Genomic DNA, 20,767 nt, shown 5'->3' with positions numbered 1-20,767 from the left:
AAATGGGTCGCGGCCCGCCCGCCAGTGCTACAGTGCGGGCCGAACTGGTGTTCCGGCGCGCCCCACGCGCGCCGGGCTTAAACGGGAAACAGGAAGGCGTCCGCGCCCGGCCTGTGCTGCCCCCGCAACGGTCCCCATGCCGCGCCACGCGCCGCATGGCAGCCCGATACCGGCCGGTTCGACACACGGGGCCGCGCCCACGGCGCGCCCTTCCCTTGAACGACGTGCGGGGTCGCGCGTCACACCGAGGTTCATAAGATGAAATCCCGTTTGCTCCGGCGCGCCGCCGGTGTCATGTGCGCAGCGCCTGCGATGGCCGCCGCGCAGCAATCCCCTTCTGCCCCGCCCTCCATCACACAGCTGGACCCCGTTACGGTGACCGCATCGCGCGTGCCCCTGCAGGCCCGCGACCAGCCGGTGCAGGTATCGGTACTGACGGCCGAGCAGATCCGCACCAGCAGCGCCGTCACGGTGCAGGAACTGTTGTCGACCCAGGCCGGCATCCACGTGATCAACAGCACCGGCGCCGCCGAGCAGGCGGCCGTGGATATACGCGGCTTCGGGCTGACCGGCCATAGCAATACGCTGATCCTGATCGACGGCATTCCGCAAAACAACAACGACCTGTCCACGCCGGGCCTGGGCACCGTGCCGTTGCAGCGCATCGAACGCATCGAGATCGTGCGCGGCAGCGGGTCGGTGCAATACGGCGGCGGCGCCACCGGCGGCGTGATCAACATCGTCACCCGGCGCGGCAATGCCGACGGCCAGCCCGTGGCGGCCAGTGCTACCGGCACGGTGGGCAGCTACGGCCTGCACCAGCTCGACGCGGCCATCGGCCTGCAGAACGAACATGTCACGGTGGATGTGTACGGCCAGACGCTGCGTACCGACAACTACCGCGACAACAACCGCGAAAGCCGCGACAGCGGCGGCGTGTCGCTGGGCTTCGCTCACGACAGCGGGCAGGTGCGCCTGTATGCCCGCACCACGCGCCAGAAACTGGGGCTGCCCGGCCCGCGCCGCGTCGATCCGGCCACCGGCCTGAACGAATACGAAGACGACCCGCGCGGCACCTCCACGCCCGACGACTACATCAAGACGCAGACCGATGCCTTTGGCGTGCAGGTCGAACAGCAGGCGGGCGCCGGCACGCTGTATGCCGAACTGGGCCAGCGCGACAAATCGCTGCACGGCTTTACCGGCAGCCCCTTCGGCGACACCACCCGCACCCAGGACCTGGACCAGACGACCGGCAGCCTGCGCTACCACCTGCCCGTGGCGGGCCGGCACGCCTTGATCGCGGGCGTGGACATGCTGGAGAGCAACCTCGACGCCACCAACGCCTATTCGTTCTCGCCCGTGCCGGACAGGTGGCGCGCCGAGCAGCGCCAGCACGGGGTGTTCGGTGAAGTGCAGCTGCAGGCCACCGACACCACCCGCATTACGCTCGGAGGCCGCCGCCAATACGCGCGCGACCGCCTGGAAACCGTGTCGGGCTTCAGCGGCAATTCCGACGAGACCCGCCACCTGGGCGCCTGGCAGCTGGCCATGCGACAGGAAATCGGCAACGGCTATGCCGCGTACGGCAAGATCGGGCGCAGCTTCCGGCTGGCCAATTCCGACGAGGCCCTGTATGTCGCCACTCCCCTGAAACCGCAGACATCGGTGGACAAAGAGCTGGGCATCCTGTGGCAGGATGGCCAGTCCAGTGCGCGGCTCACGTGGTTTCGCTACGATCTCGACAACGAGATCCAGTACAACCCGGTCACGTTCTCGAACGTCAACCTGTCGCCCACGCGACGCCAGGGCGTGGAACTCGAAGGGCGCCACGCATTGACGCGCGAGCTGGCGCTGGACGCCAACGTCACGTGGCTGCAGGCGCAGTTCCGGTCGGGCACCTATAACGGCGTGGATCTGGCCGGCAACACCGTGCCGCTGGTGCCCAAGTGGATGGCCAACCTGGGCGCCACATGGCGGCCCGACGAGCGGCTGTTCGTCAGCGTGGCGGCGCAATATGTGGGCAAGGCGCGCATGGACAACGACCAGGCCAACCAGTTCGACAAGCAGCTCGACGACTACGTGCTGGTCAACGGCAAAGTGGGCTATGCGTTCACCAGGCACATATCGGCCACGCTTGCCGTCAACAACCTCTTCGACCGCGAGTACGCGACCTACGGCATCCGGTCGGGCAGCACGGGCGCAAGCGGCCCCTATAACCTGTACCCCGCGGCGGGCCGCAATGTGCAGGCCGCGCTCACCATCCGCTACTGACGTGCCAGGCAACGCCGCCCCGGCCCTTTCGCCCCGCCCCCGGCCCGCCGTAGCGCGGCGGGGGGCCGTCATCGTCACCGGCGCGCTCGCCGGCTGGCTGGCGACGGCCGCCCCGGCCGCCGACACCCCGCGGGCCGGCATCACGGTGCATGACGACCAGGGGCGCGAGGTGACCCTGCCTCATCCGGCGCGGCGTGCCATCACCATCACCCCGCACGCCACCGAACTCGTCTACGCCGCCGGCGCGGGCCGTTACCTGGCGGGCACCGCGCAAGGCAGCGACCATCCGCCCGACGCGCGCGCCCTGCCCTCGATAGGCGATGCGATGCGCCCCAGCCTGGAAAGCGCGGCCGCTCTGCGGCCCGACCTGCTGATCGCGTGGCAGCCCACCCACCCCGACCCCCTGGGCGACCTGATGCGGCGCATGGGCGTGCCGGTGTACTACAGCGACCCGCGCACCCTGCTTGCCATCCCCGACGCCGTCCAGGCCATGGGACGGCTGTTCGGCACCGAGGCCCGGGCAACGCCCGCCGCCGCCCGCCTGCGGGCCCGCCTGCGGGCGCTGTCGGACCGCTATGCCGGCCGCCCGCCCGTGCGTGTCTTTATCCAGGCGGGCCTGCAGCCCGTATACACGCTCAACGGCGCCAGCATCGTCAGCGATGCCGTGCGCCTGTGCGGCGGGGTCAACGTATTTGCCCAGGCCGGCGTGCTGGCCCCCCAGGTTTCCGTGGAAAGCGTGCTAGCCGCCCGGCCCGACGCCGTGCTCGTGGGCACGGTCGCCCCGCAGGACACGCACGCCAGCCTCGCCGCCTGGCAGCGCCACGGCCTGCCGGCCGCCCTGCAAGGCCATGTATACGGCCTGGACGCCGATTCGCTGTACCGCCCCGGCCCGCGCCTGGTGGACGCCGCCGAACGCCTGTGCGATGCCCTGGAACAAACCCGCCAGGCTTCCCGGTAATTACTCGCGCATCCCGAATACTCGCGCACATCCCGAAAAACCCGTCTCCAGGACGAAGCCCCCCGCCAGGCCATCGCAGCGGCGGGCCACGCCCGCCTTTCGGCGTGCGGCCATGCGGGGCGGCGCGTTGGGCGGCGGGGCAGCCGGCGCAGCCGGCCGAGGGCGCCTGCATGCGCCCGAGCCCGACGCACGTGCGCCGCCCCGCATGGCCGCACGCCGAAAGGCACGCAAGAACCGCCAACGGCCCCACGTCCATCCCAGCCGCCATGCTTTATCATGAGGCCACAGACATCCCCTCGAACGCCCGCAACATGGGCCGCCGTCATTTTCATCCGCACGCATCACCATGACCGCTCCTGACACCCTGACCATCGCCGGCCGCGAATACCACTCGCGCCTGCTGGTAGGCACCGGCAAGTACAAAGACTTCGAACAGACCCGCGCCGCCCTGGACGCCAGCGGCACGCAGATCGTCACCGTCGCCATCCGCCGCACCAACATCGGCCAGAACCCCGGCGAACCCAGCCTGCTCGACTACGTGCCGCCATCGCAATTCACGCTGCTGCCCAACACCGCCGGCTGCTACACCGCCGACGACGCCGTGCGCACACTGCGCCTGGCCCGCGAACTGCTCGATGGCCACGACCTGGTCAAGCTCGAAGTGCTGGGCGACCCGCACACCCTGTTTCCCAACATGCCCGAAACGCTGCAGGCCGCCAAGACCCTGGTGGCCGAGGGCTTCAAGGTCATGGTGTATTGCACCGACGACCCGATCCAGTGCCGCATGCTCGAAGACCTGGGTGTGGTGGCCGTCATGCCGCTTGCTTCGCTGATCGGCTCGGGCATGGGCATCCTCAACCCCTGGAACCTGCGCCTGATCATCGACCAGGCGCGCGTGCCGGTGCTGGTCGACGCGGGCGTGGGCACGGCATCCGATGCGGCCATCGCCATGGAGCTGGGCTGCGACGGCGTGCTGATGAACACCGCCATCGCCGCCGCGCAAGACCCGCTGCTGATGGCGGCCGCCATGAAAAAAGCCGTGGAAGCGGGCCGCGACGCGTTCCGCGCCGGGCGCATGCCGCGCAAACTGTATAGCGGCGCGCCCAGCTCGCCCACCGAAGGCCTGATCACAGGCGCTCCAAAATGAACGGGGCGGTCCTGTCGCCAGAGAGCGGGCGACGTATTCCCAACGCTCTCAGCATTGCCGGGGTGGACCCCTCGGGCGGCGCCGGGGTGCTGGCCGACGTCAAGGCCATGAGCGCGCTGGGCGCCTACGGCTGCGCCGTAGTGGCCGCGCTCACGGCCCAGAACACCCAGGGCGTCACGGGCATCGCGCCGGTGCCGCCCGCCTTCGTCGGCCAACAGATCGACACCGTGTTCGCCGACGTGCATATCGACGCCGTCAAGATCGGCATGCTGGGCCAGCAGCCGGTCACCCTGGTAGTGGCCGAGAAACTGGCCCGGTGGCAGCCGCCCCACGTGGTGCTGGACCCGGTCATGGTGGCCAAGAGCGGCGACCTGCTGCTCGAACGCGAAGCCGTCGGCGCGCTGCGCGAGGCGCTGCTGCCCCTGGCCACGCTGCTCACGCCCAACCTGCCCGAGGCCGGCGTGCTGCTCGAAGAGCGGCCCGTCGAGACCCTGAAAGAAATGCGCCGCGTGGCCGAGCGGCTGCGCAACATCATGGCCTATTCCGGCCAGCGCTGGGTCATGCTCAAGGGCGGGCACCTGCCCGGCAACGACACGGTCGATCTTCTGCACGACGGCGACCGCATGATCGAATTGCCGGGCTACCGGATCGACACGCGCAATACCCATGGCACGGGTTGCACGCTGTCGGCCGCCCTGGCAGCCCTGCTGCCGCAGTGCGAAGACGTGCCCGAGGCGGCCCGGCGGGCCAAGGCCTACCTGGCCGAGGCGCTGCGCCACGCCGACCGCCTGCAGGTCGGCTCGGGCCACGGCCCCACCCATCATTTCCACGCCTGGTGGTAAGACCGGTCCGGCCCTACGGGGCCGCACCCCAGGAATGCAACGAATCAGTACAATGTGCGGTTGGTCTGTCTGATTTTCCCTGTGCCGTCATGAACGCTTCGACCCTGCCCGACGTAGAAATCGCCCGCTTCAACATGGTTGAGCAGCAGATCCGCCCCTGGAACGTGCTCGATTCCAAGGTGCTGGATGCCTTGTCCGCCGTGCGCCGCGAGCAGTTCGTGCCGCCGGCCTTGCGCGCCCTGGCGTTCTCCGATCTTGAACTGCCGCTGCAGATCAACGCCGTGGACACCCGGCAGGTCATGCTGGCGCCCAAGGTAGAAGCCCGCCTGGCGCAAGAGCTGCAGCTCACGCCCACCGATTGCGTGCTCGAAATCGGCACCGGTTCCGGGTACCAGGCGGCCTTGCTGGCGCACCTGGCCCAGCAGGTGACCTCGGTCGAGATCGACAGCCGGCTGGTCGCCTTCGCCCAGCAGAACCTGCAACTGAACAACGTCACCAACGTCAAGGTCGAAACCGGCGACGGCCGCAACGGCTGGGGCACGACCGAATACGACGCCATCCTGGTCACCGGCTCGGTGCCCGCAGTGCCCGATTCGCTCAAGTACCAACTGCGCGTGGGCGGACGCCTGGTCGTCATCGTGGGCCAGGCGCCCATCATGACCGCCTGCCGCATCACCCGCACTACCGCCGCCAGCTTCGAAACCGTCAACCTGTTCGAGACGGTGGTCAAGCCGCTGCGCGGGGTCACGGTTTCGCAGTTCAAGTTCTGATTCCCTCGCGCATGCGCCCCGGGTCGCTTGCGGTTTCACTGATACTGGTGCTTGCCGCAGGCATGGCCAGCGCGGCGCACGCCGCGCAAGACCTGCTGCAGATCTGGCGCGCCGCACTGGCCAGCGACCCCCTTTACGCCGCGGCGCGCGCCAATTACCGCGCCTCTATCGAACAGCTACCGCAGGCGCGGGCCGACCTGCTGCCCGCGGTCAATGCCGAAATCATCGGCGGCTACGACGAAACCCGCGCCACCCGCAATATCTCGTCGCGCGCCCGCGACGGCAGCCGGGCGGGCTGGGGCCTGGTACTGAGCCAGCCCCTGTACGACGGCTCGCGCTGGCAGCGCTACGAACAGGCCAGGCTGGGCGTGGCCGATGCCGAACTGCAGTTGCAGCAGGCCTACCAGGACCTGCTGTTGCGGGTGGCCGACGCCTACTTCAATGTACTGGCCGCGCAAGACACGCTGGCCGCCACCGAAGGCGAAAAAGCGGCAGTGGCGGCCCAGCTGGAAGCGGCCAAGCGCAATTTCGAGCTGGGCAACGCCACCATCACCGACACCTACGAGGCCCAGGCGCGCTACGACCTGATCGTGGCCCAGGAACTGCTGCAGCAGAACACCCTGACCGTGCTGCGCGACGAACTGGCCAAGATCATCGGCCAGCAGCCCGGCGCGCTGGCCGAACTGCCGGCCGGCGTGCGCCTGCCGCCGCCCCAGCCCGCCCGCATGGCCGACTGGTCCACGCAGGCCGAATCGGCCAGCCTGGCCGTGGCGCGGGCGCAGCTGCAGACGCAGATCGCGCAGCGTGAAATCCAGGTGGCGCGCAGCGGCCACTACCCTACCCTGAGCCTGCGCGCCACCAGCGGCAGCGCCGAAGGCCAGCACCGCGAAGCCGCTGGCGGCCGCGCCATCGACAGTTCCATCGGGCTGGTGTTGTCCGTGCCCATTTACTCGGGCGGCGGCGTATCTTCCCAGGTCACCGAAAAAGTCCAGCTTCAGCAAAAAGCGCGCGAAGACTACGAAGCCGCGCGCCGTCAGGCCGTCCAAGAGGCCAGGCAGTACTACACGGGCGTCGTGTCGGGCCTGGCGCGCATCGCGGCCCTGGAAGCCGGCGAAAACTCCAGCCGCGCGGCCGTACAGGCCAACCAGACAGGCTACGAGATCGGCGTGCGCATCAACCTGGACGTGCTCAATGCGCAGCAGCAGCTGTATGCCACGCAGCGCGACCTGGCCCAGGCCCGCTATCGCACGCTGCTCGACGGGCTGCGCCTGAAGGCGGTGGGCGGCATCCTGGCCGAGGCCGACCTCGAAGCCATCAACCGCATGCTGCGGCTGCCCGCCCCCGGCAGGTAAGCGGCCGCGGGCGTACGGCGCTCAGCCGCCGGCGCGGATCTTCTTCACCAGCGACGTGGTCGAGCGTTCGAACTCGAACGGAATGGCGACGGCGCGTCCGCCCCAACTGCGCACCAGCGCGGTTTCGGGCAGTTTTTCCATATCGTAGTCGCCGCCCTTCACGATAATGTCGGGGCGCAGTTGGCCGATGATCTGGACCGGCGTGTCTTCATGGAACATCGTCACCGCGCCGACACAGCCCAGCGCCGCCAGCAAGGCGGCCCGGTCTTCCTGGCGGTTCAGGGGGCGGTCGCTGCCCTTGCCCAGCCTGCGCACCGAATCGTCGGTGTTGATGGCCACGACCAGCGTCGCGCCCAATTGCGCGGCCTGGTCCAGGTAGGTGGCATGCCCGCGGTGCAGAATGTCGAACACGCCGTTGGTGAACACCAGCGGCCTGGGCAGTGTGCCCTGGGCAATGGCGGCGACGCAGGCGTCGCGGGACAGTATCTTGGATTCGAAGCGGGCGGCGGACATGCGGCGATTGTACGCCGCGCCCCGCCGCCCGCGGCGCGCTCAGGCGCCGGCAGGCAGAATCAGCCCCGATTGCCCGTCGCGGGCCGACTGCTGGACCATTTCCTTGCGGAAACGGTTCAGGTCCTTCACGGTCTCGAAGGTGCGGCCCATCAGGGTGGACAGGATATGCAGAATGCGGCTGGCCACCTTCTGTTCCCAGGCGCCGTCAAAACGAATCTGCGTGTCCAGCCAGTGCTCCAGCCAGCCCGGGTCGGGCAGGCGCGACTGCACGGTGTCGTTGGGGAAGAGATCCTTGTTGACATGCAGGTTGGTGGGGTGCATGGCCTGCGCCGTGCGGCTGGCCGAGGCCATCAGCACGCCGATCTTCGAGAATGACAGCCGCGCCTGCTCGCTGACGCGGTCGCCGCGCTCGTGCAACGCGCGGCGCATGTATTGCAGGTACGCGCCGGCATGGCGCGCCTCGTCGCGCGAGATGGTCTGGTATATCGCCTTGATGACCGGTTCGGTATGCCACTCGGCGGCGCGCCGGTACCAGTGGTTCAGGCGCACCTCGCCGCAAAAGTGCAGCATCAGCGTCTCGAGCTCGGGCGCCGGGTCGAACTCGAAGCGCACCTTGTGCAGCTCTTCTTCGGTGGGCACGAGCTCGGGACGGAACCGCCGCAGGTATTCGATCAGCACCAACGAATGCTTCTGCTCTTCGAAGAACCATACCGACATGAACGCGCAGAAATCGCTGTCGCCGCGGTTATCGCGCAAGAACATCTCGGTGGCGGGCAGCGCCGCCCATTCGGTGATGGCGTTCATCTTGATGGTATACGCCTGCTCATCCGACAGCTTGCTGCCGTCGAAGTCGTCCCAGGGTATGTCGCTTGCCATGTTCCAGCGCACGGCTTCCATGGTCTTGAATAGTTCAGGATAAAGCATGGTGTGCCCTTGTTGGTCCCGCGTGGGGCTTTAATGACTTTCAAAAAATGCCGTACCGGTAGCTACGGCTCGGACCTCGCACGTTATTCGCGCAGGGTTATTTATCGCCGCACCGCGCGAAACTGTCATGACAGCCCGATGACGAACTCATGACAGCGCGGCGCGGCGAATCAGCGGGTCAGCGTTGTAACGCCCACAGGGCCACCCCCACTGCTGCCGCCAGCACGGCCGCCACGACGGCCAGCAGGCGATTGCCCCGTTCCTGCGTCTGGCGCAGGCGGGCCAGCTCGAGCAGCACCAACGGATCTACGTTGGGCCGGCTGAGCTGTTCATGCACGAGCCGCGGCAGGGCCGGCAGAATCTGCGACCATTGCGTGGCTTCTTTGGCAAGCGACTTGCGCAGGCCGTCTAGGCCCATGCGCTGGCGCATCCAATTCTCGAGATACGGCTTGGCCGTCTTCCAGAGATCAAGGTTCGGGTCCAGCTGGCGGCCCAGCCCCTCGACGTTGAGCAGCGTTTTCTGCAGCAGCACCAGTTGCGGCTGGATCTCGACATTGAAGCGGCGCGAGGTCTGGAACAGGCGCAACAGCACCTGCCCCAGCGATATCTCGGCCAGCGGACGGTCGAAATACGGCTCGCACACGGCGCGCACGGCGCCTTCGAGCGCTTCTTCGCGGGTATCCGGCGGCACCCAGCCCGATTCGATGTGCAGTTGCGCGACGCGGCGGTAGTCGCGATGGAAGAAGGCCAGGAAGTTCTGGGCCAGGTAGTTCTTGTCGAACTCGGACAGCGAACCGACGATGCCGAAGTCCAGCGCAATATAGCGGCCCAGAGTTTCGGGCTGGTCCGACACATAGATGTTGCCCGGATGCATGTCGGCATGGAAGAAGCCGTCGGTAAACACCTGGGTAAAGAAGATATCGACGCCGCTGCGCGCGAGCCTGGGGATATCGATGCCGGCCGCGCGCAGGCGGTCTACCTGCCCCACCGGTATGCCATACATGCGCTGCATGGTGAATACGGTGGGCGCGGTGTATTCCCAGATGACCTCGGGCACGATCAGCAGCTCGCCGCGCCCGGAAGCCGGATCGAAGTTGCGCCGCAGCTGGCTGCAGTTGGCGGCCTCGCGCACCAGGTCGAGTTCGTCGTGCAGGTAGTTGTCGAATTCGGCCACCACCTCGCGCGGCTTCAGGCGGCGGCCATCGGGGCCGGTGCGCTCGATGATGCGCGCCACGGTGCGCAGCAGCGACAGGTCGCGCTCGATGGCTTCGCGCATGCCGGGGCGCAGCACCTTCACGGCCACTTCGCGGCCGTCGTGCAGCACGGCAAAGTGCACCTGGGCGATAGATGCGGACGCCACCGGGTCCACTTCGAATTGCGCGAACAGCTCGGACGGCGGCGCGCCCAGCGCCGTCTCGATGCAGGCGGCGGCCTGGGCCGAGGGAAACGGCGGCACGCGGTCTTGCAGCAGCGCCAGTTCGTCGGCGATATCGGCGGGGATCAGGTCGCGCCGCGTCGACAGCATCTGCCCGAACTTGACGAAGATGGGGCCCAGCGATTCAAGCGCGCGCCGCAGCCTCAGGCCGCGTGGGGCGCGCGGGCGCATGCCCAGGCGCAGCGTCCAGCGCAGGCCGCGGGCCAGGGGACGGTCCAGGCTGGACAACACCAGGTCGTCCAGCCCGTACCGGAATGCCACATAAAGAATGCGCAGCAGTCGCAGGAGTGTCGGCATGGATTCAGGCGCCCCGCTGTCGGCCCAGGCGGGCGATGCGTGTGTCCAGGGCGGCCATGCGACGCTGCAGGTCGTCTGCGCGCGTGACCAGGTCGGCGTGGTCGAGCCGCCACTGGGCCAGCAGCGGCGCGCCCGCCAGCACGCCGCGCTCTTCGGACAGGTATTCAGACACATTGCGGGCCACGGCCGCGGTGGCCGAGCGCAGGCCCTCGTTGGCCGCGCGCGCGCCGGCGGTCAGGCGCGCCGCGGGAATATCGCCCACCAGCCGCGCCAGGTCGTCTTCGGGGTCCCAGCGCAGGTGGGCGGCCAGGTCGGCCACCACCCGGGCCAGCGCGGCCTCGCCCGAAATGTGCGTGGCCTCGGCCACGTCGGGGCGTTCCTGGCCGGGCAGCAGGCGCAAGGGATTGAACTTGGCCGGATCGACCGTGAGCGTTACGTCGGGCACCACGGCCGCATCGGCCTGGTCGGCGTAGCCGTCGCTGTTGATCGCCAGGCCCGCCGTAAAGCCGCCGAGCACGAACCGCACCGTCTTGCCTGCGTGGCGCTCCAGGCGTTCGCGCGCCCAGGGTTCGCGGGCCAGCAAGGCGTTCAGCGCGCGGACAGCCACGCGCGCCGGGGTGGGAAGAAAAGGAAAAGGCTGCATCAGTGCTAGGCGGGCCGGCGTGCCCGCGGGCCCGGCCGATTTAACGGACAAACCCGGAGTTTACCGGGTCGGACGCCCGCCCGCGCCCGCGGCGGCGGCTGCGGACAGGCCGCGCCGCGATCCGCGGGAACGCCACGCCAGGCTCAGCTGGCGTATTCGACGGGAATCTGCTGGATGCCGGCAAGAAGCCAGCCGCCTTGCTGGGGCTTGAACAGGTTCCAGACCTCTTCGAAGCGGAAGGCCTCGGTGCCGGGGGCTTCGCGCAGCATGCCGGAGAAGCGCACGCTGGCCAGGTGGCCGTCGGACACCGTTTCAATACCCAGCAGTTCGGCGTTGAGCAGCACGACTTCGGTCTGGTTGGGCGCGGCGCCGCGCTCGGCCAGCTGCTGCTTCAGTTCGGCGATCAGGTCGTCGGTAAGGAATTCGCGCAGGCGGTCGGTGTCGCCGCTGTCCCAGATGGCCTGGATTTTCACGAACTGCTCTTTGGCCTTGGCCAGGAACTCGGTGCTGTTGAAGTCGCCAGGGATATACCAGTTGTTGGTGTCGCCGTCGGCGGGCTGCGCAACGGCAGCCGGAGCCGCCGCAACGGCGGCCGAAGCCGCGGCAGCCGGTTGGGCCGGCGCCGGGGTGGCGGCCTGGCGCCACATGGACTGCTGCGACTGGCCGGAGCCGTCCTGGCGGGCCGAGTGGGCACCGTAGGCGCCCTGGGTGGCCGTGCGCGGACCCGCGCCGCGCAGGCGGCGCACGATGAACATGACGGCAAACACCACCAGCGCGATCAGCAGCATGCTGGACAGGAACTCGGCGAAGGCGCCCGACAGCCCCAGGTGCGACAGGAGCGCGGCAATGCCCAGGCCCGCCGCGATGCCAGCGATGGGGCCCAGCCAGCGCGACATGCCGCTCTTGGCGGCGGCGCCGGCCGCTGCCGTGCCTGCGGCGGCGCCGGTGGCGGGCGCCGCGCTGCGGTTGGTGGTGGTGGCCGGCGGCGTCGTGGCCTGCCGCTGCTGCATGACGTTGCTGGACTGGCGGCCGACGCTGCTGCCGCCGCCCATGCGGCGGGCCTCGGCGTCGAACGACACGGCCATCATGGCGCTGCCCGCAACGGCGATCAGCGCCGCGGCCAGCAACCGGGTGAATCGGGAACGAAACATAAGATGTGACTCCTTGGGGCACGGGCGCCGGGCGAGGCGCCGCGAGGGGCTTCCGGCCAGGGGCGCGAGCAGGCCGCAGTGCGGCCGGCGTCTCTGCCGGAGGGTTTCTTACAACTAACTGAATACCCAGAGAATAACGGACAAGCCCGCGGGCGACAAGTTCCCCCCTGTGGGGGGTCAGGCCAGCCGCACGCCCTCGTGCAGGGCGGCCACGCCGGCCGTCAGGTTGAAGTACTGCACGCGCTCGAGACCGGCGGTGCGCATCATGCCAGCCAGAGTGTCCTGGTCGGGGTGCATGCGGATGGACTCGGCCAGATAGCGGTAGCTGGCTTCGTCGCCCGCGACCCGCTTGCCCAGCCAGGGCAGCACGTTGAAGGAATACCAGTCGTAGGCGGGGGCCAGCGGCTTGGCGACCCGGGAAAACTCCAGCACCAGCAGCTTGCCGCCCGGCTTGAGCACGCGCGTCATTTCGGCCAGCGCGCGGTCTTTGTGGGTCATGTTGCGCAGGCCGAACGCCACGCTGACGCGATCGAAATAACCCGAGGGAAACGGCAGACGCTCGGCGTCGCACACGGCAATGGGCAGCAGCAGGCCGGCGTCGGTCAGGCGATCGCGGCCCACGCGCAGCATCGAATCATTGATGTCGGTGAGCCATACTTCGCCCGAAGGGCCGGCCCGCCGCGCGAAGGCGCGCGCCAGGTCGCCCGTGCCGCCGGCGATGTCCAGCACTTTCATGCCGGGGCGGATCGCCGCGCGCCCGATGGTGAAGGCTTTCCAGGCGCGGTGCAGTCCGCCCGACATCAGGTCGTTCATGACGTCGTAGCGCGAGGCCACGGAATGGAACACCTCGGCGACTTTGCGGGCTTTCTCGGTTTCGGGCACCGACTGGAAGCCGAAATGCGTCGTGCCGTGTTCGGGCTCGGATGGAGTGGCAGGGTTCTGTTGCATGGCTGGTATCCCGGTATATGACGCAATGGTAGCCGATCGAGGCCGCGCCGCACCGGCCGGCCGGCAGGAAAACGCCGTGCCGCCCCTGCCTGGTCACATACCTGAAATATTCCGGCCATACTATCGCAATGTTCGCGCCGCAGAAGCGCCCACTTGAACATTGACTGCCTCGACCGCCATGTCCAGCACCATTCTTGTCGTCGAAGACGAACCCGCCATCCAGGAACTTATTGCCGTCAACCTGTCTTTTGCCGGCCACAAGGTGCTTCGCGCTTTCGACGCTGAACAGGCGCAGACGCTGATCCGCGCCGAACTGCCCGACCTCATCCTGCTCGACTGGATGCTGCCCGGCACCTCGGGGCTGAGCCTGGCGCGCAAGCTGCGCGACGACGAGCGCACGCGGGCGGTGCCGGTGATCATGCTTACCGCCAAGGGCGCCGAACAGGACAAGGTCGATGGCCTGGAAGCCGGCGCGGACGACTACATCACCAAGCCCTTCTCGCCCAAAGAGCTGATGGCCCGCATCAAGGCGGTGCTGCGCCGCCGCGCGCCGCAGCTCACCGACGACATCATCGATGTGGGCGGCCTGAAGCTCGACCCGGTTACCCACCGCCTGTCGGGCAACGAACAGCCGCTGTCGATCGGCCCCACCGAGTTCCGCCTGCTGCACTTTTTCATGACGCACCCGGAACGGGTGTTCTCGCGCTCGCAATTGCTGGACCAGGTCTGGGGCGATCACGTATTCGTGGAAGAGCGCACGGTGGACGTGCACATACGCCGCCTGCGCAAGGCGCTGGAGCCCACCGGCCACGACGTGCATGTCGAAACGGTGCGCGGCAGCGGGTACCGGTTTACCGCACAAGTGCCGGCACGGTAAAACGCCACGATGATCTGGCTGCGCACTATTTTCCTGGTCGCCCTGTGGGCGGCCTTTGCGTTGTTTGTGCACTGGCTGGCGGGCGCACCCGCCGGCTGGGTGGTCTTCTGCGCGGCCCTGCTGGGCTTGTTGTTCTGGCGCAGCTGGCGCCTGAGCGCGGTATCGCGTTGGGCGCACCACCCCGAAACATCTCCGCCGGCGTCCGTGGGCCCCTGGGACGACATACTTGCGCCGCTTTACCGCTATACCCGGGCGCGGGCGCGCGAACTGGCCGAGACGCGCGCCACCATGCAAGGCATGCTGGCCGCTGCCCAGGCCCTGCCCGACGGCGTGGTCACGCTCAATGAAGACTTCCAGATCGATTGGTGCAACCGGGTGGCGCGGCACCATCTGGGGCTGAGCCTGCCCGCCGACCGGGGCACCAACCTGCTCAACCTGCTGCGCGATCCGGAGTTCGTGGCTTACGCGCATCGCGACAGCTGGCCCGAACCGGTGCTGGTGCGCCTGGCGCACGGCGACCAGGAACGCGTCATGATGACGCATCTGGCTGCGTATGCCAGCAATCGGCGCCTGTTGATCACGCGCGATGTCACGCAGATTGAAAAGCTTGAGACCACGCGCCGCGATTTCGTGGCCAACGTATCGCACGAACTGCGCACGCCGCTGACGGTGCTGGCGGGTTTTCTGGAAACGCTGCGCGACATGCCGCCCGAGGCCCTGGACGACTCGCAGCGCGAACAATACCTGGGCCTGATGCACGAGCAGGCGCGCCGCATGCAGGCCATCGTGGAAGACCTGCTGACACTGTCGACGCTGGAATCCTCGCCGGGATCGGACCCTCACGCCGTGGACCTGCCCGCGCTGCTGCGCAGGGCGCGCGAGCAGATAGAGGCCCTGTCCGGAGGGCGCCACGAATTCTCGTGGAATATCGACGAATCACTCGATGTGCTCGGCGCCGAAACCGAGCTGGCTTCGGCGATGTCGAACCTGCTGACCAATGCCGTGCGTTACACGCCCGACGGCGGCACGATCACCGTGCAATGGCGCAGCGAGCCCGACGGCGGGGCGCGCTTCAGCGTGCAGGACACCGGCATCGGCATCGCGGCGCCGCATTTGCCGCGGCTGACCGAGCGCTTCTACCGGGTCGACCGCGGCCGCTCGCGCGCCGCCGGCGGCACAGGGCTGGGCCTGGCCATCACCAAACACATCGCCATCCGGCACGATGCCGAACTGCTGATCACCAGCGAAGTCGGCAAGGGCAGCACGTTTGCCCTGTATTTCCCCGCGGAACGGATCGTGGCGGCCTGATCGCCACACCGGCCAAATGGCCTCTGTGCGTTGCGCGCGCGAACTGCGCCACAATACGGGCATCACCTTCCATTCTTGCACCAAGCTTCTATGGCCCAGATCGTCCTGTTTGAAAATATCCACCCCCGCGCGCGCGACGTCTTCACCGCCGCCGGCTACACCGATATCGTCACGCACGCCAGCGCGCTGCCGCCCGCCGAACTGCATGCGGCCCTGCGCGATGCGCAGGTGGCGGGCATCCGCTCACGCACGCACCTTGACGCCGAAGCGCTGGCGGCCGCGCCCGATCTGCGCGTGGTGGGGTGCTTCTGCATCGGCACCAACCAGGTCGACCTGAACACCGCCATGCAGCGCGGCGTGCCGGTGTTCAATGCGCCGTTTTCCAACACCCGCTCGGTAGCCGAACTGGTGCTGGGCGAGGCCATCTTGCTGCTGCGCCGCATCCCCGAGAAGAACGCGCGCGTACACCTGGGCCACTGGGACAAGTCGGCCGCCGGCGCGTTCGAGACCCGCGGCAAGACGCTGGGTATCGTGGGCTATGGCAACATCGGCTCGCAGGTCGGCACGCTGGCCGAAGCGATGGGCATGCGCGTGGTGTATCACGACGTGGAAGCCAAGCTGCCGCTGGGCAACGCCCGCCCCGCAGGGTCGCTCGATGAATTGCTGCAGCAAGCCGACGTCGTGACGCTGCATGTGCCCGGCGGCAAGAGCACACAGAACATTATCGACGCCGATGCGCTGGCCCGCATGAAGCGCGGCGCTATTCTTATCAATGCATCGCGCGGCACCGTCGTGGACATTGCCGCGCTGCACGCCGCCCTGACATCGGGCCATCTGGCCGGCGCGGCGCTCGATGTATTTCCGGTCGAACCCAAGGGCGTGGACGAACCCCTTGACAGCCCCTTGATCGGCTTGCCCAACGTGCTGCTTACCCCGCACATCGGCGGCAGCACCCAGGAATCCCAGGAAAACATCGGCCGCGAAGTGGCCGAGAAACTGGTGCGCTTCCTGCAATCGGGCACAACCAAGAGCGCCGTCAATTTCCCTGAACTGCCCTATCTGGAGCCGGCCGGCGCCGCGCGCATCCTGCACGTGCACCGCAATGCCCCCGGCGCGCTGGGCGCCCTGGACAGCCTGCTCGCCGATCAGGGGCTGAACATCCTCAGCCAGAACCTGCAGACGCGCGGCCAGATCGGCTACGTGATCACCGATGTGGATGGCGAAGTCAGCGACGCCGTCATGACCGCGCTGTGCAGCCACCCCATCACCGTGCGCTGCGACGTGATCCGCACGCCCTGAGCGGCGGGCAAACTGGCGCCCGCCGGCCTTAGCCGCCGCAGGACATGCCCGCGGCGTTCAGCAGACATTCGGCCAGGTGCCCTGCCAACGAGGCCGGGTCGTGCGGCAGGCGCACGATCAGGCCGATATCGCGGGTAAAGCCGGCTTCGCCCAGGTCGTACAGGTCCAGGCCCCGGTCATCAAAGCGGCGCGTGCGCGGCAACAGCGCCACGCCCAGGCCGCGCCTGACCAGGTTGGCGATGGCCTCCATTTCGTCCAGTTCGATCGCCTCGCGCACCGCAATGCGGTGCTTCTTCAGGAACATATCCACCAGGCGGCCGCCGAACGACGTGCGGTCGTAGCGGATGAATGGCTGGCTGGTCAGCAGCTCGCGCCATGGCCGGGCAGGCAAACCGGCGGGAACCGCCAGCGCCATGGGTTCGCGCAGCAGCGGCCGCCAGGCCAGCTCGGGCGGCAGCGCAAACGGCGGGCGTATCAGGACGGCCATGTCGATTTCCGCGGCGTCGACCTGCCCCAGCAAAGACAGCGACACGCCCGGCACGATACGCACGCGCACATCGGGAAACGCATCGCGAAACTGCACCAGGGCGTCCACCAGCAGGCTTTGCTGCGCCGAGGCAATGGCGCCCACGCGCAGCAGCCCGCTGATGTGGCCCGCCCTTGCCGCGCCGGCGATGCGTTCGGCCAGCGCCACGATTTCTTCGGCCTGCGGCAGCATCTCGCGGCCTGACGCGCTGAGTACCGCCGATTTGGCGGTGCGCTCGAACAGCGTCACGCCCAGATAGTCTTCGAGCCGGCGCATCTGCGCGCTGACGGCGGACTGGGTCAGCCCCAGCTGGCGGCCAGCTGCCGTAAACGTACCGGCGCGCGCCACCGCCATGAAGGTTTTGAATTCGCGTATCACTATCGATTTTTTTGATGCTCAGGGCAAAAAAATATCGCTTTTGAATCAAAAAAACAATCTCTAAACTGATAGGCCTGCGCGAGCCGGCCGTGCCCGTTGCCGGGCGGCCCGCCCCGACGCTTGATTTTGATTTACTCTTGCCGCAATCCGGAGCCCGTATGAGCACACCTGCAACCCTGCCCCCCTTCCACCTGGCGTTCCCCGTACGCGACCTTGCCGAAGCCCGCGACTTCTATGGCGAGCTGCTGGGCTGTCCCGAAGGGCGCAGCTCCGACGAATGGGTGGACTTCAACTTCTATGGTCACCAGATCGTCGCGCACCTGTCGCCGGACGAATGCGGCCACAAGTCCACCAGCTCGGTCGATTCGCACGACGTGCCGGTACGCCACTTCGGCGCCGTGCTGCCGATGCAAGACTGGGAAGCCCTGGCCAAGAAGCTGACCGACGCGGGCACCAAGTTCGTCATCGAGCCCTACATCCGCTTCAAGGGCGAAGTGGGCGAGCAGGCCACCATGTTCTTCCTCGATCCGTCGGGCAACGCGCTGGAATTCAAATCGTTCAAGAACATGGATTCCCTCTTCGCCAAGTAACCGACTACGGGCCGCCAAGCTGTTGACCACGCCCTCACCCACCCCCGCCCCGCCATGGCGTATCGAGCCGCAAGGCGATCGCTGCCTGCTGATCCGCTTTGGCGACAGCATTGATGTCGAGGTCGGCCGGCTGTGCCTGGCCGCCGCGCAGGCGCTGCGCCTGGCGCAGCTGCCGGGCGTAACCGACGTGGTGCCGTCGTTCGTCACGGTGGCGGTGCATTACCGGCCGGGTGGCGGGCAGCGCCCGCGCTACGAAGAACTGGCCGCCCGGATAGAACCGCTGCTTGCCCAGGGGGTGGCGGCCGACACACAGACCGGCCGGCACGTGGAGCTTCCCGTCTGCTATGGCGGCCAATACGGCCCCGACCTGCCAGACGTGGCGCGCCATGCCGGCCTGTCGCCCGAAGCCGTCATCGAATTGCACAGCGGCGCCGAGAGCCTGGTTTTCATGCTGGGGTTCGCCCCGGGCGCCCCGTATATGGGCGTGCACGACGCCCGCCTCGACATCCCGCGGCGGGCGTCGCCGCGCACCGCCGTGCCCGCCGGCTCGGTGGCTGTCGCCAACCGGCAGACCGTGCTGTACCCCAGCCAGTCGCCGGGCGGCTGGAACATCATCGGCGCCACGCCCGCCGTGCTCTTCGACCCGGCAAGCGACGCGCCCACCCTGCTGCAACCCGGCGACCGCGTGCGTTTCGTGCCTATCGGCCCCGCAGAGTTCCGCCGCCTGCGCGAGGCCGCGCGATGAGCATTACCGTCCTCAAGCCCGGGCTGCTCTCCAGCTTCCAGGACATGGGCCGCACCGGCAGCCAGCACCTGGGGGTGCCCGTGGGCGGCGTCATGGACGCCCGTTCGCATCGACTGGCCAACCTGCTGGCGGGCAATGAGGCCGACCTGGCCACGCTCGAGATCACGCTGGCCGGCCCGACGCTGCAGTTCGATGCCCCCGCCTGCTTTGCCATCGGCGGGGCCGACCTGCAGGCCACGCTCAACGGCGACCCGGTGCCCTGCCATCGCCCGCTGGTGGCGCGCGCCGGCGATGTGCTGGCCTTTCGCACGGCCCGTCCCGACGGCGGCATACGCGCCTACCTGGCGGTGCATGGCGGTTACGCGCTGGAACCCGTTCTGGGCAGTTGCAGCACCTACTTGCGCGGCGGCTTCGGCGGGCATGCGGGGCGCGCCCTGGCCAAGGGCGACACCATCGGCCTGCGTGCCTCCCTGCCCACGCAACCCGAGGCACTCGACCAGCTCGCGCAGGGCCTCTGGCAACTGCGCATCTACCTGCCTTCCCCCCTGGCCGTGCAGCCACGCCGTCATATCCGCGTGCTGCCGGGCGCGCATTGGGACGAGTTCACCGATGACGCGCGCCATCAGCTGCTGCACGCGGAATTCCGCATCAGCCCGCAATCCGACCGCATGGGCTACCGCCTGGACGGCCCGCCGCTGGCCATGGCGGCCCCGCGTCAGATCTTGTCCGAGGCGATCAACTATGGCACCGTACAAGTGCCCGCGGGCGGCCAGGCCATTGTGCTGATGGCCGATCGCCAGACCACCGGCGGCTACCCCAAGATCGCGCAGGTGATCACGGCCGATTTGCCGGCACTGGCGCAGATGGGCCCCGGTCAGGCGGTGCGCTTTGCGCGCGTCAACCTGGACGAGGCCCAACAACTCGACAGCGATCGCGAAGACGCTTTTGCCCAATTGCAGGATGCCCTGTCGCCGCTGCGCGTCCTGCTTCACGCTTGAGGACACCCACATGAGTTCCGCCATCGACCTTAACTGCGACATGGGCGAAAGCTACGGCGCCTGGACCATGGGCAACGATGAGGCCGTCCTGGATTTCGTCACGTCGGCCAACGTCGCGTGCGGCTTCCATGGCGGCGACCCGTCCACCATGCGCAAGACAGTGACCGCGGCGCGGGACCGCAACGTGGCGGTAGGCGCCCATCCGAGCCTGCCCGACCTGGCCGGCTTCGGCCGCCGCACCATGCAGATCACGCCCCAAGAAGCCTACGACATGGTGGTTTACCAGGTGGGCGCGCTGGCCGGCGTGGCCGCCAGCCAGGGCACGCGCCTGCACCACGTCAAGCCGCACGGGGCGCTGTACAACATGGCAGCCAAGGACGCGGCGCTGGCGCAGGCCATCTGCCGCGCGGTGCGCGATGTCGACGCCAGCCTGGTGCTGTACGGCCTGGCCGGCAGCCACCTGGTCAGCGAGGCCGAAACACTGGGCCTGCGGGCCGCCCATGAAGTGTTCGCCGACCGCTCGTATCAGGACGACGGCTCGCTGACGCCGCGCAGCCAGCCGGGCGCAATGATCGAAGAGGTAGACGCGTCGCTGGCGCAGGTGCTGCGCATGGTGCAAGACGGCGTGGTGCGCTCGGTCAGCGGCCGCGACGTGCCGGTGCGCGCGGATACCCTGTGCATCCACGGCGACCAGCCCAACGCCAGGGTGTTCGCGCAGGCGCTGCGCGATGCCTTGTCAAAAGCCGGCATCGCGGTGCGCACCGTCCCGCAAGCCTGACACCCCTGGTACGC

General features: G+C 68.3%; 20 protein-coding genes. 13 read left to right on the top strand and 7 right to left on the bottom strand.

All coding sequences use genetic code 11. The features are described from left to right. Nucleotides 1–258 precede the first annotated feature (258 nt). From CAL18_RS00985 to CAL18_RS00960, 6 genes are all read left to right on the top strand, one after another. Nucleotides 259–2,274: a TonB-dependent receptor gene (locus CAL18_RS00985; protein WP_094795797.1), complete on the top strand. Its 2,016-nt coding sequence runs from the start codon at nucleotides 259–261 to the stop codon at nucleotides 2,272–2,274. A gap of 70 nt (nucleotides 2,275–2,344) precedes the next feature. Beyond that, nucleotides 2,345–3,232, top strand: coding sequence for a cobalamin-binding protein (locus CAL18_RS00980; protein WP_432759128.1), 888 nt, complete (start codon nucleotides 2,345–2,347; stop codon nucleotides 3,230–3,232). A 346-nt stretch (nucleotides 3,233–3,578) separates the two neighbouring features. Next, nucleotides 3,579–4,379 carry a thiazole synthase gene (locus tag CAL18_RS00975; protein WP_026639432.1) on the top strand — a complete coding sequence of 267 codons (801 nt, stop codon included), beginning with the start codon at nucleotides 3,579–3,581 and terminating at the stop codon, nucleotides 4,377–4,379. Further along, nucleotides 4,376–5,221, top strand: coding sequence for a bifunctional hydroxymethylpyrimidine kinase/phosphomethylpyrimidine kinase (thiD, locus tag CAL18_RS00970; RefSeq protein WP_026639433.1), 846 nt, complete (start codon nucleotides 4,376–4,378; stop codon nucleotides 5,219–5,221). Before CAL18_RS00975 ends, thiD begins: the two co-directional genes overlap by 4 nt. Nucleotides 5,222–5,310: 89 nt before the next feature. Continuing rightward, nucleotides 5,311–5,991 carry a protein-L-isoaspartate O-methyltransferase family protein gene (locus CAL18_RS00965; protein WP_094795795.1) on the top strand — a complete coding sequence of 227 codons (681 nt, stop codon included), beginning with the start codon at nucleotides 5,311–5,313 and terminating at the stop codon, nucleotides 5,989–5,991. 11 nt (nucleotides 5,992–6,002) lie between these two features. Continuing rightward, nucleotides 6,003–7,343 (top strand): TolC family outer membrane protein, encoded by a 1,341-nt coding sequence (locus CAL18_RS00960; RefSeq protein ID WP_026639435.1) that lies wholly within the window; start codon nucleotides 6,003–6,005, stop codon nucleotides 7,341–7,343. Between the two features lie 21 nt (nucleotides 7,344–7,364). Here the strand turns inward: CAL18_RS00960 and rfaE2 are convergent, their stop codons facing one another. The 6 genes from rfaE2 to ubiE all read right to left on the bottom strand — a co-directional run bounded on the left by rfaE2 (nucleotide 7,365) and on the right by ubiE (nucleotide 13,254). Continuing rightward, on the bottom strand, nucleotides 7,365–7,856 hold the full coding sequence (gene rfaE2, locus CAL18_RS00955) for a D-glycero-beta-D-manno-heptose 1-phosphate adenylyltransferase (protein WP_094795794.1): 492 nt from the start codon (nucleotides 7,854–7,856) through the stop codon (nucleotides 7,365–7,367). A gap of 39 nt (nucleotides 7,857–7,895) precedes the next feature. After that, a complete protein-coding gene (locus CAL18_RS00950; protein ID WP_026639437.1) occupies nucleotides 7,896–8,780 on the bottom strand; it encodes a ferritin in 885 nt (294 codons plus the stop codon). Between the two features lie 178 nt (nucleotides 8,781–8,958). Then, nucleotides 8,959–10,512, bottom strand: coding sequence for a ubiquinone biosynthesis regulatory protein kinase UbiB (gene ubiB, locus CAL18_RS00945; RefSeq protein ID WP_026639438.1), 1,554 nt, complete (start codon nucleotides 10,510–10,512; stop codon nucleotides 8,959–8,961). Nucleotides 10,513–10,516: 4 nt separating this feature from the next. Continuing rightward, on the bottom strand, nucleotides 10,517–11,155 hold the full coding sequence (locus CAL18_RS00940) for a ubiquinone biosynthesis accessory factor UbiJ (RefSeq protein WP_026639439.1): 639 nt from the start codon (nucleotides 11,153–11,155) through the stop codon (nucleotides 10,517–10,519). Nucleotides 11,156–11,298: 143 nt separating this feature from the next. Further along, on the bottom strand, nucleotides 11,299–12,306 hold the full coding sequence (locus CAL18_RS00935; RefSeq protein ID WP_026639440.1) for a Tim44 domain-containing protein: 1,008 nt from the start codon (nucleotides 12,304–12,306) through the stop codon (nucleotides 11,299–11,301). 177 nt (nucleotides 12,307–12,483) lie between these two features. Beyond that, nucleotides 12,484–13,254, bottom strand: coding sequence for a bifunctional demethylmenaquinone methyltransferase/2-methoxy-6-polyprenyl-1,4-benzoquinol methylase UbiE (gene ubiE / locus CAL18_RS00930; RefSeq protein WP_026639441.1), 771 nt, complete (start codon nucleotides 13,252–13,254; stop codon nucleotides 12,484–12,486). Between the two features lie 178 nt (nucleotides 13,255–13,432). Between ubiE and phoB the strand changes: the two genes are divergently transcribed. The 3 genes from phoB (at nucleotide 13,433) to serA (ending at nucleotide 16,738) form a co-directional block, all read left to right on the top strand. Further along, the gene (phoB, locus tag CAL18_RS00925; RefSeq protein WP_026639442.1) at nucleotides 13,433–14,131 is read left to right on the top strand and encodes a phosphate regulon transcriptional regulator PhoB; all 699 of its coding nucleotides are present in this window, start codon (nucleotides 13,433–13,435) and stop codon (nucleotides 14,129–14,131) included. A 9-nt stretch (nucleotides 14,132–14,140) separates the two neighbouring features. Further along, the gene (phoR, locus tag CAL18_RS00920) at nucleotides 14,141–15,439 is read left to right on the top strand and encodes a phosphate regulon sensor histidine kinase PhoR (protein ID WP_094817173.1); all 1,299 of its coding nucleotides are present in this window, start codon (nucleotides 14,141–14,143) and stop codon (nucleotides 15,437–15,439) included. Nucleotides 15,440–15,529: 90 nt separating this feature from the next. After that, nucleotides 15,530–16,738: a phosphoglycerate dehydrogenase gene (gene serA, locus CAL18_RS00915; RefSeq protein ID WP_026639444.1), complete on the top strand. Its 1,209-nt coding sequence runs from the start codon at nucleotides 15,530–15,532 to the stop codon at nucleotides 16,736–16,738. Nucleotides 16,739–16,766: 28 nt separating this feature from the next. On the opposite strand, the gene CAL18_RS00910 is transcribed toward serA, so the two are convergent. Next, nucleotides 16,767–17,642, bottom strand: coding sequence for a LysR family transcriptional regulator (locus CAL18_RS00910; protein ID WP_094817172.1), 876 nt, complete (start codon nucleotides 17,640–17,642; stop codon nucleotides 16,767–16,769). A 158-nt stretch (nucleotides 17,643–17,800) separates the two neighbouring features. Here CAL18_RS00910 and CAL18_RS00905 point away from each other — a divergent pair, with 158 nt between their 5' ends. The 4 genes from CAL18_RS00905 to CAL18_RS00890 are packed head-to-tail and all read left to right on the top strand — an operon-like array spanning nucleotide 17,801 to nucleotide 20,753. Beyond that, on the top strand, nucleotides 17,801–18,232 hold the full coding sequence (locus CAL18_RS00905; protein ID WP_094817171.1) for a VOC family protein: 432 nt from the start codon (nucleotides 17,801–17,803) through the stop codon (nucleotides 18,230–18,232). Nucleotides 18,233–18,251: 19 nt separating this feature from the next. Continuing rightward, entirely contained in the window at nucleotides 18,252–18,977 is a 726-nt protein-coding gene (gene pxpB, locus CAL18_RS00900; protein WP_094817170.1) for a 5-oxoprolinase subunit PxpB, read from the top strand. Next, on the top strand, nucleotides 18,974–19,975 hold the full coding sequence (locus tag CAL18_RS00895; protein ID WP_094817169.1) for a biotin-dependent carboxyltransferase family protein: 1,002 nt from the start codon (nucleotides 18,974–18,976) through the stop codon (nucleotides 19,973–19,975). The genes pxpB and CAL18_RS00895 overlap by 4 nt, the downstream gene beginning before the upstream one ends. A 10-nt stretch (nucleotides 19,976–19,985) precedes the next feature. After that, nucleotides 19,986–20,753 (top strand): LamB/YcsF family protein, encoded by a 768-nt coding sequence (locus tag CAL18_RS00890; RefSeq protein WP_026639449.1) that lies wholly within the window; start codon nucleotides 19,986–19,988, stop codon nucleotides 20,751–20,753. Nucleotides 20,754–20,767: the final 14 nt, after the last annotated feature.

The sequence above is a fragment of the Bordetella genomosp. 7 genome (genome assembly GCF_002261415.1).
GTDB lineage: Bacteria > Pseudomonadota > Gammaproteobacteria > Burkholderiales > Burkholderiaceae_B > Bordetella_A.
The sequence above is the reverse complement of the archived record's forward strand: the minus strand, read 5'-3'. Positions and strand labels throughout refer to the sequence as shown.

What these genes read in the sequence shown, in the direction of transcription:
- CAL18_RS00985 (WP_094795797.1), top strand. Translation starts at nt 259, where the DNA reads ATGAAATCCCGTTTGCTCCGGCGCGCCGCCGGTGTCATGTGCGCAGCG.
- CAL18_RS00975 (WP_026639432.1), top strand. Translation starts at nt 3,579, where the DNA reads ATGACCGCTCCTGACACCCTGACCATCGCCGGCCGCGAATACCACTCG.
- thiD (WP_026639433.1), top strand. Translation starts at nt 4,376, where the DNA reads ATGAACGGGGCGGTCCTGTCGCCAGAGAGCGGGCGACGTATTCCCAAC.
- CAL18_RS00965 (WP_094795795.1), top strand. Translation starts at nt 5,311, where the DNA reads ATGAACGCTTCGACCCTGCCCGACGTAGAAATCGCCCGCTTCAACATG.
- CAL18_RS00960 (WP_026639435.1), top strand. Translation starts at nt 6,003, where the DNA reads ATGCGCCCCGGGTCGCTTGCGGTTTCACTGATACTGGTGCTTGCCGCA.
- rfaE2 (WP_094795794.1), bottom strand. Translation starts at nt 7,856, where the DNA reads ATGTCCGCCGCCCGCTTCGAATCCAAGATACTGTCCCGCGACGCCTGC.
- CAL18_RS00950 (WP_026639437.1), bottom strand. Translation starts at nt 8,780, where the DNA reads ATGCTTTATCCTGAACTATTCAAGACCATGGAAGCCGTGCGCTGGAAC.
- ubiB (WP_026639438.1), bottom strand. Translation starts at nt 10,512, where the DNA reads ATGCCGACACTCCTGCGACTGCTGCGCATTCTTTATGTGGCATTCCGG.
- CAL18_RS00940 (WP_026639439.1), bottom strand. Translation starts at nt 11,155, where the DNA reads ATGCAGCCTTTTCCTTTTCTTCCCACCCCGGCGCGCGTGGCTGTCCGC.
- CAL18_RS00935 (WP_026639440.1), bottom strand. Translation starts at nt 12,306, where the DNA reads ATGTTTCGTTCCCGATTCACCCGGTTGCTGGCCGCGGCGCTGATCGCC.
- ubiE (WP_026639441.1), bottom strand. Translation starts at nt 13,254, where the DNA reads ATGCAACAGAACCCTGCCACTCCATCCGAGCCCGAACACGGCACGACG.
- phoB (WP_026639442.1), top strand. Translation starts at nt 13,433, where the DNA reads ATGTCCAGCACCATTCTTGTCGTCGAAGACGAACCCGCCATCCAGGAA.
- phoR (WP_094817173.1), top strand. Translation starts at nt 14,141, where the DNA reads ATGATCTGGCTGCGCACTATTTTCCTGGTCGCCCTGTGGGCGGCCTTT.
- serA (WP_026639444.1), top strand. Translation starts at nt 15,530, where the DNA reads ATGGCCCAGATCGTCCTGTTTGAAAATATCCACCCCCGCGCGCGCGAC.
- CAL18_RS00905 (WP_094817171.1), top strand. Translation starts at nt 17,801, where the DNA reads ATGAGCACACCTGCAACCCTGCCCCCCTTCCACCTGGCGTTCCCCGTA.
- CAL18_RS00895 (WP_094817169.1), top strand. Translation starts at nt 18,974, where the DNA reads ATGAGCATTACCGTCCTCAAGCCCGGGCTGCTCTCCAGCTTCCAGGAC.
- CAL18_RS00890 (WP_026639449.1), top strand. Translation starts at nt 19,986, where the DNA reads ATGAGTTCCGCCATCGACCTTAACTGCGACATGGGCGAAAGCTACGGC.